The 13,675-nt window shown below is 63.0% G+C and carries 14 protein-coding genes, 1 tRNA gene and 1 pseudogene; 11 read left to right on the top strand and 5 right to left on the bottom strand.

The window, feature by feature from the left end; all coding sequences use genetic code 11:
* Nucleotides 1-26: 26 nt before the first annotated feature.
* The 9 genes from CFR76_RS10990 to CFR76_RS10950 all read left to right on the top strand — a co-directional run bounded on the left by CFR76_RS10990 (nt 27) and on the right by CFR76_RS10950 (nt 6,796).
* Nucleotides 27-377: a RidA family protein gene (locus CFR76_RS10990; RefSeq protein WP_110557080.1), complete on the top strand. Its 351-nt coding sequence runs from the start codon at nt 27-29 to the stop codon at nt 375-377.
* A 110-nt stretch (nt 378-487) separates the two neighbouring features.
* Nucleotides 488-1,492, top strand: coding sequence for an SDR family oxidoreductase (locus tag CFR76_RS10985; protein ID WP_279628927.1), 1,005 nt, complete (start codon nt 488-490; stop codon nt 1,490-1,492).
* Nucleotides 1,493-1,902: 410 nt separating this feature from the next.
* Entirely contained in the window at nt 1,903-2,340 is a 438-nt protein-coding gene (locus CFR76_RS10980; RefSeq protein ID WP_110557125.1) for a CHRD domain-containing protein, read from the top strand.
* A gap of 143 nt (nt 2,341-2,483) precedes the next feature.
* Nucleotides 2,484-2,990 carry a hypothetical protein gene (locus tag CFR76_RS10975; RefSeq protein ID WP_244191883.1) on the top strand — a complete coding sequence of 169 codons (507 nt, stop codon included), beginning with the start codon at nt 2,484-2,486 and terminating at the stop codon, nt 2,988-2,990.
* A 61-nt stretch (nt 2,991-3,051) separates the two neighbouring features.
* Nucleotides 3,052-3,921 (top strand): aldose 1-epimerase family protein, encoded by an 870-nt coding sequence (locus tag CFR76_RS10970; RefSeq protein WP_110557123.1) that lies wholly within the window; start codon nt 3,052-3,054, stop codon nt 3,919-3,921.
* Nucleotides 3,922-4,108: 187 nt separating this feature from the next.
* Nucleotides 4,109-4,336 carry a hypothetical protein gene (locus CFR76_RS10965; protein ID WP_025437334.1) on the top strand — a complete coding sequence of 76 codons (228 nt, stop codon included), beginning with the start codon at nt 4,109-4,111 and terminating at the stop codon, nt 4,334-4,336.
* A 155-nt stretch (nt 4,337-4,491) separates the two neighbouring features.
* Nucleotides 4,492-5,115: a hypothetical protein gene (locus tag CFR76_RS10960; protein ID WP_110557079.1), complete on the top strand. Its 624-nt coding sequence runs from the start codon at nt 4,492-4,494 to the stop codon at nt 5,113-5,115.
* 14 nt (nt 5,116-5,129) lie between these two features.
* On the top strand, nt 5,130-5,771 hold the full coding sequence (gene bluB / locus CFR76_RS10955; protein WP_208623977.1) for a 5,6-dimethylbenzimidazole synthase: 642 nt from the start codon (nt 5,130-5,132) through the stop codon (nt 5,769-5,771).
* 416 nt (nt 5,772-6,187) lie between these two features.
* Nucleotides 6,188-6,796, top strand: a complete 609-nt coding sequence (locus CFR76_RS10950) for a DedA family protein (RefSeq protein WP_244191898.1) — start codon at nt 6,188-6,190, stop codon at nt 6,794-6,796.
* Nucleotides 6,797-6,832: 36 nt separating this feature from the next.
* Here the strand turns inward: CFR76_RS10950 and CFR76_RS10945 are convergent, their stop codons facing one another.
* The 3 genes from CFR76_RS10945 to CFR76_RS10935 all read right to left on the bottom strand — a co-directional run bounded on the left by CFR76_RS10945 (nt 6,833) and on the right by CFR76_RS10935 (nt 9,704).
* On the bottom strand, nt 6,833-7,342 hold the full coding sequence (locus CFR76_RS10945) for an Rrf2 family transcriptional regulator (protein ID WP_110557076.1): 510 nt from the start codon (nt 7,340-7,342) through the stop codon (nt 6,833-6,835).
* A 289-nt stretch (nt 7,343-7,631) separates the two neighbouring features.
* A complete protein-coding gene (locus CFR76_RS10940) occupies nt 7,632-8,219 on the bottom strand; it encodes a TIGR00645 family protein (RefSeq protein WP_110557075.1) in 588 nt (195 codons plus the stop codon).
* A 264-nt stretch (nt 8,220-8,483) separates the two neighbouring features.
* Nucleotides 8,484-9,704: an NADP-dependent isocitrate dehydrogenase gene (locus tag CFR76_RS10935; RefSeq protein ID WP_110557074.1), complete on the bottom strand. Its 1,221-nt coding sequence runs from the start codon at nt 9,702-9,704 to the stop codon at nt 8,484-8,486.
* A 219-nt stretch (nt 9,705-9,923) separates the two neighbouring features.
* Between CFR76_RS10935 and CFR76_RS10930 the strand changes: the two genes are divergently transcribed.
* Nucleotides 9,924-11,573 (top strand): phosphoethanolamine transferase, encoded by a 1,650-nt coding sequence (locus CFR76_RS10930; protein ID WP_110557073.1) that lies wholly within the window; start codon nt 9,924-9,926, stop codon nt 11,571-11,573.
* Between the two features lie 45 nt (nt 11,574-11,618).
* Here the strand turns inward: CFR76_RS10930 and rlmB are convergent, their stop codons facing one another.
* The gene (rlmB, locus tag CFR76_RS10925; protein WP_110557072.1) at nt 11,619-12,443 is read right to left on the bottom strand and encodes a 23S rRNA (guanosine(2251)-2'-O)-methyltransferase RlmB; all 825 of its coding nucleotides are present in this window, start codon (nt 12,441-12,443) and stop codon (nt 11,619-11,621) included.
* Between the two features lie 117 nt (nt 12,444-12,560).
* Between rlmB and CFR76_RS10920 the strand changes: the two genes are divergently transcribed.
* Nucleotides 12,561-12,646: transfer RNA gene (locus tag CFR76_RS10920), tRNA-Tyr, on the top strand.
* A gap of 91 nt (nt 12,647-12,737) precedes the next feature.
* On the opposite strand, the pseudogene CFR76_RS10915 reads toward CFR76_RS10920, so the two are convergent.
* Nucleotides 12,738-13,516, bottom strand: a pseudogene (locus CFR76_RS10915) (IS5 family transposase).
* Nucleotides 13,517-13,675: the final 159 nt, after the last annotated feature.

Raw genomic sequence — 13,675 nt, 5'->3', positions numbered from 1 at the left:
CCAGCACCAGCCCGAAGGAGCCATCCATGACCATCAAACGCCTGCAACCTGAGGAACGCCTGACCGGCGCCGTCGTGCACGGGCATACCGTGTATCTGGCCGGGCAGGTGGCCGATGATCCCACCCTTGATGCCGAAGGCCAGACAGCCGACATCCTGCGCCAGGTCGACGCCCTGCTGGCGGAAGCGGGGACCAGCAAGGCGCGCCTGCTGTCGGTGCAGGTTTTCCTCAGCGACATGGGCGACATGGCCGCGATGAACCGCGCATGGGACGCATGGCTGGACCCGGCCGCCAAACCCGCCCGCGCAACGGTGGAAGCCCGTCTGGCCGATCCGTGCTGGAAGGTCGAAATCACCGGGATTGCAGCCCTGCCCTGACCTGCGGGCGGCCCAGAAGGCCGGTTTTCATGCAACCGTCGGGATGGGCGGGCTGTTCAGAGTCGTGAACGTGATCCCATGGACCCGCCCACGACAGGGAGCAGACCACCATGCCAGATGATAACAGCCATACTTCATCCCGCCGCCAGATCCTGACAGGGGTGGCGGCGGCCGGCCTTGTCACCGCCGCTGGCGCCAGCCGGTCCCGCGCCGCGGAAATGGCGGCCCCCACACCCGCGCTGGTGGACCCGGAAAACGCCTATCCCCGCCCGCCTTTTCCCCAGCAGTCACAGCCCTGGCCCGGCCTTGCAGGCAAGATGACGCCACGGCCCGACCATGGGGAAACCAGCTATCGTGGTTCCGGCAGGCTGGCGGGGCGCAAGGCGTTGATTACCGGCGGCGATTCTGGCATCGGTCGCGCAGCCGCCATCGCCTATGCGCGTGAGGGGGCGGATGTCGCGATTGCCTACCTGCCAGCCGAGGAACCCGACGCGCGCGAAGTCATCGCCCTGATCCGCGCGGCCGGGCGCAAGGCCGTGGCCCTGCCCGGTGACCTGCGGAACCGCAAATACTGCGATACCCTGGTGCAGCGCGCGCACCGGGAACTGGGCGGGCTGGACATACTGGTCAGCAATGCCGGTCGCCAGCGCCATCAGGACAGTATCCTTGATATCAGCGACGAACAGTTTGACGAGACCTTCCGCACCAATATCTACGCGCTGTTTTACCTGAGCAAGGCGGCCATCCCGCTCATGCCGCGCGGGGGCGCGATCATCGCCACGGCGTCGGTCAATGCGTTCAGCCCGTCGGAAATCCTGCTGGATTATTCCGCGACCAAGGGGGCGATCGTCGCCTTCGTCAAGTCGCTGGCCAAGCAGATGGTCCACCGTGGCATCCGCGTCAATGCGGTGGCCCCCGGCCCGTTCTGGACCGCGCTGCAGGTGAGTGGCGGCCAGACGGAGGAAAACATACACAATTTTGGCGCCGAGACCCCGATGGGCCGCGCGGGGCAGCCGGTGGAACTGGCCCCGGTCTATGTCCTGCTGGCCGCGTCGGAGGCCAGCTACATCACGGGCCAAGTCTATGGCGCCGCCGGCGGGACGGGCGTGGGCTAGCGCGTACTGCCCTTGCAACCCCGGCGTGGCAATGGCACATGGCATGGATGCGTATCATTATGTCCGGCCTGCTGATGCTGCTGGGGGTTGCAGCCTGTTATTACGCCTTTGGCATGATTACCGATGCCGGGCGTTTCATTTCCGATTCCCATCCCTGGTAGCCACGGGCGGCATTCCCCGAAGCTTTTCGCAAAAAGCCTCACCCGAAACGACCCTGGATTGCAGGCGGTTTCCCCGGCTGGCCTTGCAAACAGCTTCCCGTCCACCGGATGCGGGACCGGCCCCTTCGCCCGATCATGTTTTGTGTTGCGCCCTGTCAGGGATCATGCACCCAATCAGGCATTCGCTGCGTTATCCATGACTTCAGCAACAGAACATTTTCGCAGGCCCAGCCTGTGATGGAGGTCGACATGATCCGTTTTCCCGCCCTGCCCGCCCTTGTCGCCGCCAGCATCGTGGTGGCGTCACCCGCCCTTGCGGCCACCGTGCGTCTGGAAGGGCATTTCACCCCTGAACATGGCACGACCAGCCAGCCCGATGGCACCGTGCAGGCGACGCTGAATACGCGCACGAACCTTGTGAAATATACCCTGACCTGGACGGGGCTGAGCGGCCCGGTGGTCGCCGCCCATTTCCATGGTCCCGCCCCGGCTGGCGAGGAAGCCGGCGTGCTGGTGCCCATTCCCAGCCCCTATAAATCCGGCCAGCACGGGTCCGTCCTGCTGTCGGCCGAACAGGCGCAGGCCCTTCAGGATGGTCAGGTTTACGTCAACCTGCACACTGCCGCCCAGCCCAATGGCGAGGCCCGCGCCCAGCTTGCGCCCGTTCGCCCCGGCGGGGGAAAATAAACCGCAACCCATTGGGATCATGTCCATGATATAGTTTGCATGGCTGCTATTTGTGCGGCACAGTGCAATGGTGACATGGAAATTATGTCCGTTACGTAAGGACCCGGGGCGACCCTGCCCGCCAGAAGTCATGGAGTTCGCTTTTGCGCCTAGTATCTCTGGCCGCCGTGGCGGCTGTGTCCCTGTCCGGTATCGTGCCTTTCACCTGTGCCCATGCGGTGGATGCGCTGGGTGAACATACGGCGACGGTCGCCTTTACCCTGTCAGCCGCCGATCTGGGGGCGGGCATGTCATGGGGGAAAGGGGTCCTGACGTTTGAAGGACACGACTATCCTTTCCGCATCCGTGGCGGCTCGGGCGCGGCCATCGGCTTTTCCAAAACCCGTGCCACTGGCACCGTCTATAACCTGTACCGCATCCAGGATATCGAAGGCACATACTGGTCCGTCCAGGGCGAGGCGACGGTTGGCGCGGGGAAGGGCGGCGCCGTCATGGAAAACAACAACGGGATCTATATCAAGTTCACGTCGCGCAGCAGCGGCGCGCGACTGGCGTTTTCCGTCGAACGCCTGACCATAAGCCTGACGCCCGACGCAAAGACCGCATCCGCCCCCCCGTCTCCGGCGACCATCCCTGCTTCACATGAATAGGCAGGTCGCCCCCTGATCGTGCATGGTAGGCGCCATCATGAAAACGGATGGAGCCACCAGCATGACGGAAGACACCCATACATTTGGCGATGGCCGACTCGCGGCTAGCGTGCGTGCCCACGGGGCGGAACTGTGCGCCCTGCGCGCGGGCGGGCGTGACCTGCTATGGGGCGGGGGGGACCCGTGGCGTCGGCATTCACCCGTGCTGTTTCCCATTGTGGGGCGGCTGGTGGATGATACGGCGTGGGTGGACGGGCAGGCGTACCGCATGACCCAGCACGGGTTTGCCCGGGACTGCACCTTCCGCTGGCTGGAACGTGACGAGACGGGCTGCCGCCTTGAACTGTGCGACACCGACGCCACGCGCCGGATCTATCCCTTCGCCTTCAGCCTTGTCATCGAATACCGCATCGAACAGGGCAGGCTGCGGGTCGGGTACTGCGTGACCAATCCCGACGCGAGCCGTGTCCTGCCCGCGTCGCTGGGGGCGCATCCCGCCTTCATATGGCCGCTGGCCGCCGATATGCCCAAGGACCGGCATATCATTGAATTCGACCAGCCGGAGCCTGAGGGCGTGCGCCGCCTGAAGGATGGCCTGCTGCTGCCCGAATCCTTCTCCACCCCGGTTGCCGGGCGGGTACTGCATCTTGACGACTCCCTGTTCGCGGCGGACGCGCTGATTTTCGACCGGCCCGCCAGCACGGGACTGGCCTATCGCATCCCCGGTGGCCCGGGCCTGCGCCTGACATGGGAAGGCTTCCCGCAACTGGGCATATGGATGAAGCCCGGCGCGGGTTTCCTGTGTATCGAACCGTGGCATGGCATGGCCAGCCCGGTCGGGTTCAGGGGTGATTTTTCCACGCGCCCGGGCGTGTTCCACCTGCAGCCCGGACAGGAATGGCGGGCGTCGTGGCAGGTTGGCTGCATCTGAGCCGGCAAGGCTTCCGGCAGGTGTCTTTTCCATGCAACACCCGCCGGAATAAGCCTTGCGAAAAAAGCATGGATCGCCCTGAAAAACTGCGAAAATATCGTATTTCCAACCCCCCGGTTGCGTCGTAGCGTGCGCGCAGGAGCAGCATGCGGCAGTCTCGCCCGCTAGGCTCACGGGAAACGCCTCGATGCGTAGTTTTTCTCCTGTCCCCGCCGTGGGATTTTCCCCTTCTTCCCATCCCCTTCCGATCCGGTCCATGCGTCAGCGCGTCGTGGGCTGGGTGGCGGCCGCCTACCGCAGGCAGGGGATGATGCTGCTCGCGACGCTGCCCAGTGTCGCCGTGCCATCGGGCTGCCATGCGGGGATGGAGGGATCGCCCTCCCTGCAGGCGCTGCGGGGCTGGGACCGTACCTGACAGTCCCGACCCGCAGGCAGGCTGGTCCTGTCGCATGATCATATGGCGGCGCATTCCGGTGCGCCGCCATATTCATTGGACGACACATGACAGGAGCGTAAAATACACCTGACCGGCAGCCACATGGGGAGCAGCGAAAGGACATGGGTAAACATATGCCACGATGTGCGGCATGGCTTGCGGCAGCCATGCTGGCGCAGATGGGAACAGCCCATGCAGCCACGACCGCGTTCAACAAGCTGCCTGATTACGAGAAATTCGGCATTACGGTCACCAGCGCCTATCACGTGCGCCAGTGCGGGGTGACGGTCACGATCAATCAGTCCCGCTTTATCGACAGTGCCAGCGCGCTGGAAAACGAAGGGATACTGGATAATGTCACGCCGGCGATCATCAGCAGGCAGCCTGCCTATTATATCGGGCAAGCCATGCATGAAATCGTGCCGACCATCATTTACCATACCTTCCTGCGATACACGGATGCGGTGAGCTGCCACTTCGTCTTCCATGCGAAAGGCGGCAGCGGCGGCGAGGATGAGGCGCTGTATGGCATTGAGGAAAGCGCCGCCCCCGCGTTCCTGAGCTTTGTCGTGAACAGCCATACCCATACGCAGGTGGACTGGTACAAGGCCAGTTTTGATGAAATCCGCGAAGTAGCCTCCAAATTCGAGGAAGACCCGGCCTATGCCGCCCCCCTGACACCGGAGGAAGGGGGGGCGCCGCAACCCGCGCCCGCAGACCCGGACGGCATCCAGGACGTGACAGACCGCCTGCAATGAACGAAAGAGGGGGCATGACTTCCATGCCCGAATTTTCTCCCGTTTTCAGGGAGCAGTTGCACGACCTGTTCCGCTGGCGGCGTGACGTGCGCCATTTCCGCCGTGACCCGTTGCCCGAACCCGTGCTGGATGGCCTGCTGCGCACCGCCTGCCTTGCCCCGTCGGTGGGATTGAGTGAACCATGGCGCTTCGTAAGGGTGGATGACCCGCACCGCCGCGCGGCGGTGCGCTCGGATTTTGCCCGCTGCAACGCCCGTGCCCTGTCGGACCGCGCGGGCGTGGATGCCCAGCGTTATGCCCGGCTGAAACTGGCGGGACTGGATGATGCGCCGCATCATGTGGCGGTCCTGTCCCACCCCGAACCCGCACAGGGGCGTGGCCTGGGGCGGGGGACCATGCCACAGACCACCACATGGTCCACGGTCATGGCCATCCATACGTTCTGGCTGGCGGCCACGGCGGCGGGAATCGGGGTGGGCTGGGTTTCCATCATCGACCCCGAACGGATCAAGGCCATGCTGGATGTGGACCCCGCGCTGGAGCTGGTGGCCTATCTGTGCGTGGGCTACCCGGCCCGGCCTGCCAGCACGCCGGAACTGGAACGGCGCGGATGGGAACGGCGCGCGCCCGAACGCCGGGAGTGGATCAGGCGCTAGGGCCGCCGGGTTCGATCCGGCCGGGCGTGCCGGTTGCCCGTTGCCCGTGGCGCGGGATATGTCCGGTGCTGCATCCCCGGGCGGCACGGATCATGACCAGCGTTGCCCGGTCAGGGCACCGGATGCCGGTCTGGCGTAAAGGGCGGGGAACAGGACAGGAAAAAAAACGGGTGGCAGATATTCGCTAAAGCCGGTTTTGCTGCCGTCCTGTTTCACCCATTGTGCCTGCCGGGTTCCAGGCCGGTCATATTCAGGTGATGCGCTTCCACCCACCTGTTGGCATCCCGGGCCGGTCCTGCCGGCATGCGGGGTGCATGGCCCGTGCCCGTTTCCCGGCGATGGAGGACTGAACGCTGCTGCATCATTTTGAATACCTGTTCCAGCATTATGGATATGGGGTGATCACCTTCATCGTCATGCTGGAAAGCATGGGGCTGCCGCTGCCGGCTGAAACGCTGATCATTTCAGCTTCCATCTACTGCGCCGCGACCCATAAGCTGGATATCCAGTGGGTGGCGCTTGCGGCGGTGGCGGGTGCCGTGATCGGGGATAATATCGGCTACCTGATCGGGCGCCGGGTCGGCCTGCCACTGCTGCAGAAATATGGTGCCCGGATCAAGCTGACCCCGGACCGGCTGCTGCTGGGGCGCTTCCTGTTCCGTCACCATGGCAGCGGCATCGTGTTTTTCGGGCGGTTCATCGCCCTGCTGCGGGTATTCGTCGCCCTGCTGGCGGGGGCGAACCATATGCCGTGGCCGCGCTTCATGGTGTTCAATGCGCTGGGTGGCCTGTGCTGGGCGGGGGGGTATGCCACGGGTGCGTATTACCTTGGCCGCAAGGTGACGCAGGTATCCGGCCCGGCCAGTATCGCAATGGGGCTGGCAGTGGCTGCCGGACTGGTGGCCAGCGCCCTTTTCCTGCGTCGTAATGAAGAACGCCTGACCCAGCAGGCCCTGCGTGAAGCCCGTGCGGATGCGGCCGTGCAGGCCAGGGATGCGGATGCACCCGGGGCGCCGGTGGCGTAACCAGGTCGCCATCGGCTACCCCCGCGCGGGCAGGATTTATTGTAGCGTCGGCCTGTCCGTGGGCGTGGCCTGCCCGGCGGGCGGGGCGGGCAGGTGGGGGCCAGGCAGGCGTTCGCGCAGCATGGCATGTTCTTCTGGCGGCAGCAGGTCGGCCAGTGTCGTGTCATCCAGCACTTTCATGAATGCCCCCAGCGCCAGCGACAGCACCCCGCGCAGGCGGCACATGTCCGACAGGATGCAGCCGGTGCCGTTTGCGGCATCGACGTTTGGTTCGCAATGGACAAGGCGCATGTCATCCTCGGTCTGGCGCACGACATCGCCAATCCGGATGTCCCTGGGGTCATGGGCCAGCAACAGCCCCCCACCCCGACCTCGTCGTGCATCAATCAGCCCAAGGCGCGACAGCCGGTGAATGACCTTGACAAGGTGATTTTCGGATATGTCGTACGCGTTGGCGATCTCATGGATCGACACGCGTCTGTCCGCATGGATTCCCATGTATAGCAGGGTGCGTAAGGCATAATCGGTGTGCAGGGTCAGGCGCATGTGGCTACCTAACATAGGGGCAATCGACAGAAACAGACCCATATAAACGGTATTCCGGATGCCGTTTATATGTCAAAACATGCTCTGGCCCTTGGTTTTAGTAAGCCCATGCCAAATAAAAGCGACGGAAACAGTCCTATACTATCACGTAAATGTGATTGTAATGGGGCATGAACGCCTTCACCTCGCCCCAAATCAACGGGTGCGAGTGCCCTCAGGCGCCAATCCATGCCTGCAACGCCCGCCGGGGCGCCATGTTCGTGGCCGTCGTAACGGCCATGGCAACCTGTCAGTGGCCGCCCGATTCCGCCTGTGACCCTGTAGGGGTGGCGGGGGGTTCCATCATCCGGTCCATCATCGCGAGCATCAGGCCCGACACGACAAAGGCCAGATGGATACCCACGCTCCAGGCCAGTGTCCGGCTGGAGATTTCATTAACCCGTATGAAATCCGCCAGTACATGGATTGCGGACATGGCCACGATGGAGGCCATGAGCTTTATCTTGATGTCCCCGAACGTGACGTGCCCGATCCAGTCGGGAAAATCCCGGTGGCTGCGCACATCCAGCTTGGAAACAAAATTCTCATATCCCGCGAACATCACGATCAGCAGCAGGTTCGCCAGCAGCACCAGGTCAATCATGTCGAGGATGCCAACAAACACATCATCGAATTCCAGCGTGTAGCTGTGCCTGACCAGCGTCCACACGGTCTGGAAGAATTTGACCAGTATGACCAGCAACCCCGCCGTCAGCCCGAGATACAGCGGCGCGCACAACCACCGTGCACGGAAGAACAGTCGTTCCAGGCCGCTTTCCAGCCATGGCGTTCCCTGTGAGGGAACCGGAGACGACGCCTGCGGCGTTGGATCGTGCATGGGGCCTATATAATCTCATCCTACCCGAATGGGTAGGTCTATATTGCATACCCTGATTTTTTTATCGGGCTTTTTCCCCGGTTCTGGCCGGTGATGACGATTATGTGTTCAGGCATGACCCTGCCGCCATCATGGGACGGGACCTGCGGCGCAGGACCGGGGACAGGATGGAATGCATGACGGGTACCAGCGCGGCACCCAAAAACTTTTATCAGCGGGGTCCATGCAAAACGGGACGGCCAGTAAGCCGTCCCGTTCGCGTTCTTACGCCCTAGCCAGCGCCGCGCGCAGCTTTTCATCCAGCACGTCAAGGAAGGGCTGGGTATCAAGCCATTTGGTGTCCTTGCCGACCAGCAGGGCAAGGTCCTTGGTCATCTGGCCACCCTCGACCGTTTCCACACAGACGCGTTCCAGCGTATGGGCGAAGTGGGTCACGTCGGGCGTGTCATCAAACTTGCCGCGATAGGCCAGGCCCCGCGTCCATGCGAAGATCGAGGCGATGGGATTGGTGCTGGTGGGCCGCCCCTTCTGGTATTCGCGGAAATGGCGGGTCACGGTGCCATGGGCGGCCTCGGCCTCCACCACGTCGCCTGTCGGGTTGAGCAGCACCGAGGTCATGAGGCCAAGGCTGCCGAAGCCCTGTGCCACGATGTCGCTTTCCACGTCGCCGTCATAGTTCTTGCACGCCCAGACATAGCCCCCCTTCCACTTCAGCGCGCAGGCCACCATGTCATCGATCAGGCGGTGTTCGTAGGTCAGGCCAAGCTTTTCGAACTCGGCCTTGAATTCCCGTTCGTACACTTCCTGGAACACATCCTTGAACATGCCGTCATAGGCCTTGAGGATGGTGTTCTTGGTGGACAGGTAGACCGGCAGCTTGCGGTCGCGCCCATAGGCCAGCGACGCGCGCGCGAACCCTTCGATCGAGGCGCGGGTGTTGTGCATGCCCAGCGCCACGCCCGGTCCCTTGAAGTCATGCACGTCCAGCACCTGTTCGGGGCCGCCATCGGCGGGGGTGTAGCGCAGGGTGACCTTGCCAGGGCCGGGAATGCGGGTTTCGGCGGCGCGGTAGATGTCACCATAGGCATGGCGGCCGATCACGATGGGCTGGGTCCAGTGCGGGACAAGGCGCGGCACGTTGGAACAGATGATCGGTTCGCGGAAGATCGTGCCATCAAGGATGTTGCGGATGGTGCCGTTGGGCGAACGCCACATCTTCTTGAGGCCGAATTCCGCCACCCGTGCCTCATCGGGGGTGATGGTGGCGCATTTCACGCCCACGCCATAGCGGCGCACGGCCTCGGCGGCTTCCACCGTCACGCGGTCATCGGTCTCGTCACGATGGCGGATGCCCAGGTCGTAATATTTCAGGTCGATATCCAGATACGGCAGGATCAGCCGTTCGCGGATGAAGTGCCAGATAATGCGGGTCATCTCGTCGCCATCCATTTCGACAACGGGATTTTTGACCTTTATTTTTGCCATGGTACGTTTGTCTGCCTTTAAATGATTACTGTTTTTGCGTGTTTTTTCTTTCTGGCGCCCGTTCGCGCGCGGGCCTCCCGGCGGTCGCATTATTAGGCGTGCCGACAGGGGATAAAAAGCATTGCCGCATGTGGGTTCATTCACAAACGTGCCATCATCGTGCCGCCACCCCGCTCGGTGGGGCTACCCGTGGGCGGGGGCGTATGACATGAAACGGTCATGACCGCCCGCTTCTTCCATGGCCCGGCCCGCAGGCAGGCCGCATTCCAGCGCCTGTGGCCCGACATGCTGCTTGGCCTCATGGCCATCCTTGCGCTGCTGCCCGCCTGCACGGCGTTGCAGGGGATCGTGCGGTCGGTCGTGCTGTGGGTGGTGGTGGCGCTGGTGTTCAACAGCAGGCGGGTGCTGCTGGCATGCCTGCTGCCGGTGGTCGTGCTGCTGCCTGCGGCGCTGTATTACATCAGCATGAGTGGTGTGCCGCCGGGATACCCGCTGTGGCTGATCCTGTTCTACTGCTCCTTTCCCGTTGTGGTGGGGTATGTGTGGCCGGTGCTGCCCTATCTGGGGCTATGGACGCTGGTGTGGGTGGTGCTGGCCGGATGCTACCTGTCGCGGCCGCGTGGGGCGGTCGTGGGCTGGCGGGTCCGCACGCGCATGGCCTGTGTTGCCGTGCTGCTGGGGTGGATCGTTATACCGACCGTGCAGTTGTGGGGGCGCCTGCCCCCTTCGCGCGATGGGACCGAAAACCCGATGGTGCCCATCCATTCGCGTTTTGACCGGGCATGGCCGTGGAGCATGGCGACCGGCTATGTCGCCGCCCGGCGTGAAACCCGGCGCGTGACCGACATGGCGCGGCGGATCAGCCATGAGCCGATCCATTTCAATCCCCCGCCGCCCGCCACGCCCCAGGTGATCGTGCTGGTGATCGGCGAAAGCGCACGGCGGGACCATCACCATATTTATGGATACGGCCCCGCAACCACACCGGAAATGGAGCAGGCGCCGGGGCTGGTGCGCTTTGATGACATGGTCACCCCCTTTGATTACACGGTGGGCGCCGTACCGGTCATTCTGTCCGGTTATGACCGCCTGCGGCCCGGGGCTGCGCCGGGGCGTGACCTGGTATCCGTATTCAACGCGGCGGGGTTCGATACGTGGTGGATCAGCAACCACCCGCGCCTGGGGCCATATGACAGCGTGATTGGCGCGTATTCGGAACAGGCGCGCCATATCGCCTACACCACCGTGCATGACGGGCTGATGAGCAGCCCGGTGCTGGACGAACGCATGCTGCCGGTCGTAGACCATGCCATTACGGATGCGCACGGGCGCGCCTTTATCGTGCTGCACCTGTTCGGCAGCCATGAAAACGCGGCCGATCGTTTTCCACGCGGTTTTGCCAGCCTTGGCACGGCTTATGACAACAGCATTGCCTATACCGACCACATGCTGGCCCATGTCCGTGCCACGCTGGCGGCGCATGGGGGGGAAGCCGCCCTGTTCTACGTATCCGACCATGGGGTGCGGATTGCGGAATGTTCAGGCGGCATTCCCGTGCATGGGGATGTGCGCGCCGCGTATGAAATACCGTTCTACCTGTGGACATCCGCCGCGTGGCAGGCGGCCCACCCGCAGGCGGTACAGGCCGCGCGGGACAACGCGCATGTCCCGCTGACGCTTGCGGCCCTGCCGCCCAGCGTGCTGGATGCGGCGGGGCTGCATTACGGGGCGGCGGATGAAGCCCTGTCGGTACTGTCAGCCCATCCCGCCCGCATGGCGCGGATCGTGCATGGGGACGGCACGGCCAACCAGAATGTCGATTATGACCACAGCCATGATGATGGCCGGTGCCATATCGCACGGGATTGAAGACAGAATTTTCTGGTGAAGCTTTTATGGTTTTTTACGCGGCCGTCAGCGATGGCGGTACATCTCATACAAGGCCACGGCCGCCGCGTTGGATACATTCAGGCTTTCCATGTCGCTGCTCATGGCAAGACCCGCGATCTCGTCACAATGTTCCCGCGTCAGGCGACGCAGGCCCGCGCCTTCCGCCCCCAGCACCAGGGCCACGCGGCGCTGGCTGAAGGACGCGCCATCCAGTATGCCGCCGCCTGCGTCCAGTCCCACCACCCACAGGCCACGGGCCTTGAGCGCATCCAGCACGCGCGACAGGTTGACCACCCGGATCAGGGGAACGATTTCCAGTGCGCCGGATGCCGCCCGCGCCAGCGTGCCCGTCTCGTCCGGGGCATTGCGGTCCTGCATGACAACCGCCACCGCGCCGAACGCCGCGGCCGAACGCAGGATGGCCCCCACATTACGTGGGTCCGTCACCTGATCCAGCACCAGCACGGGGCCGGGCCGTTCCAGAACGGTATCAAGGTCGGGCGGGGTCAGCACATCCACCAGCAGCGCCATGCCCTGATGCACCGCATCAGGACCGCACAGCGTATCAAGGCGGGCACGTTCGGTGCGTACCGGCTGGATGGGGAAACCGCCTTCCAGCCGGGCAGCAAGGGCTTCCTGTGCTTCAGCCGTGACCAGAAGCTGGCGCAGCTTGCGCGCCGGATTTTCCAGTGCCGCCTGCACCGCATGCTGCCCATACAGCCAGCATGTGCCACGCGGGGCCGAAGCCGCACCCCGCCCGCCCCGACCACCCCGGTCGGATGCGGGACGGGCGGACGGGGCGGATGAGGCGGCTGACGCGCCGCGACGACGGGGAGTGCGCATGTTCATGACCGTTCTTTAAGCCCAACCGCAGCCTGCGTCATGCCCCCAAACCGGGCATGGGTGAAGTTTTTCACACTTCCTATTGACACCCCCCACCAATCCCCGTAATTACCGCGCCAACCCGGAGGGATGCCCGAGTGGCTAAAGGGGGCGGACTGTAAATCCGCTGGTGTACGCCTACGTTGGTTCGAATCCAACTCCCTCCACCATTCTCCTTCATCAATAGACAACATGCTGTATCAAAGCGCTGGTTTTCCGGCGCTTGCCATGTTTTCTCCATCCCTAGATGTTTAGGGCCTGTTAGGCCTTGATATAGTCTGCTGTAGCCGCGATGAGGATGACAGAGAGGAAAGATGCGGCTGTCTTTTCGTATCGGGTCGCGACAGCCCGCCACTCCTTGAGCCTTGCCCACAGGTTTTCGACCAGGTGTCGGTGCCTGTAAGCCCATTTGGGACAGGCGACTTCTGGATCATTTTTCCTTGGCGGGATAACAGGACGAGATCCCCGGTCTCAGAGATATTCACGGAATTTATGCGAAGCATATCCGCGATCACAAACAACATAGGTCGGTGGGTGTGGCAGGTCGTCGAGCAGGGCATAAGCGGATGGCAGTTCATGTGCCTGTCCGGGCGACAGTGTGAAGGACAATGCCTTACCATGTCCATCCGCAGCTACACAGACCTTGGTGCCAAAGCCTCCACGTGAGCGGCCAAGCGCCTCACGGTCTCTGCAGCGCTCACTGTATCCCCTTTTTTGGCGGCCCCGGCCGCCTTGTGATGGGCACGGATCGTCGTGCCATCGAGAAAGACCATGCCCAATGCCGGCTCCGAGCCTCTGACCTTTTCAAAGAGGCGCTGCCACACACCAAGCTTCGACCAGCGAATAAACAACTGTGCGGCAATCCACCAGGGACCAAACTCAGGCGGAAGGGCGCGCCATTTCGCGCCATTCTGATGGCGCCAGAAAATCGCGGAGATCGTCCGTCGAAGGTTTTTCGGTGGGGTCTTGCCCTTCGGACGGACTTCCTCGATCAAAGGCTCCCAGACGGACCAGGCGGCATCAGAAAAGACAGACTGCATCATGCTCATCATAAACAGCTATGCAGTCCGTTCTGTTATTCAAGACCTAACAGGCCCTAGCACTACAGTTGTGTTTTGATGTGAGAGGCGTAGGCTTTTGCCTGATGTATTCGTCTGAAGCGTGACCAGTGCAGGATATGGTTGAGGGAGATCTGACGC

It is taken from the genome of Komagataeibacter swingsii, from assembly GCF_003207895.1.
GTDB lineage: Bacteria > Pseudomonadota > Alphaproteobacteria > Acetobacterales > Acetobacteraceae > Komagataeibacter > Komagataeibacter swingsii.
The sequence above is the reverse complement of the archived record's forward strand: the minus strand, read 5'-3'. Positions and strand labels throughout refer to the sequence as shown.

Coding starts and splice junctions, on each gene's coding strand:
- CFR76_RS10990 (WP_110557080.1), top strand. CDS start 27: ATGACCATCAAACGCCTGCAACCTGAGGAACGCCTGACCGGCGCCGTC.
- CFR76_RS10985 (WP_279628927.1), top strand. CDS start 488: ATGCCAGATGATAACAGCCATACTTCATCCCGCCGCCAGATCCTGACA.
- CFR76_RS10980 (WP_110557125.1), top strand. CDS start 1,903: ATGATCCGTTTTCCCGCCCTGCCCGCCCTTGTCGCCGCCAGCATCGTG.
- CFR76_RS10970 (WP_110557123.1), top strand. CDS start 3,052: ATGACGGAAGACACCCATACATTTGGCGATGGCCGACTCGCGGCTAGC.
- CFR76_RS10965 (WP_025437334.1), top strand. CDS start 4,109: ATGCGTAGTTTTTCTCCTGTCCCCGCCGTGGGATTTTCCCCTTCTTCC.
- CFR76_RS10960 (WP_110557079.1), top strand. CDS start 4,492: ATGCCACGATGTGCGGCATGGCTTGCGGCAGCCATGCTGGCGCAGATG.
- bluB (WP_208623977.1), top strand. CDS start 5,130: ATGACTTCCATGCCCGAATTTTCTCCCGTTTTCAGGGAGCAGTTGCAC.
- CFR76_RS10950 (WP_244191898.1), top strand. CDS start 6,188: ATGCTGGAAAGCATGGGGCTGCCGCTGCCGGCTGAAACGCTGATCATT.
- CFR76_RS10945 (WP_110557076.1), bottom strand. CDS start 7,342: ATGCGCCTGACCCTGCACACCGATTATGCCTTACGCACCCTGCTATAC.
- CFR76_RS10940 (WP_110557075.1), bottom strand. CDS start 8,219: ATGCACGATCCAACGCCGCAGGCGTCGTCTCCGGTTCCCTCACAGGGA.
- CFR76_RS10935 (WP_110557074.1), bottom strand. CDS start 9,704: ATGGCAAAAATAAAGGTCAAAAATCCCGTTGTCGAAATGGATGGCGAC.
- CFR76_RS10930 (WP_110557073.1), top strand. CDS start 9,924: ATGACCGCCCGCTTCTTCCATGGCCCGGCCCGCAGGCAGGCCGCATTC.
- rlmB (WP_110557072.1), bottom strand. CDS start 12,443: ATGAACATGCGCACTCCCCGTCGTCGCGGCGCGTCAGCCGCCTCATCC.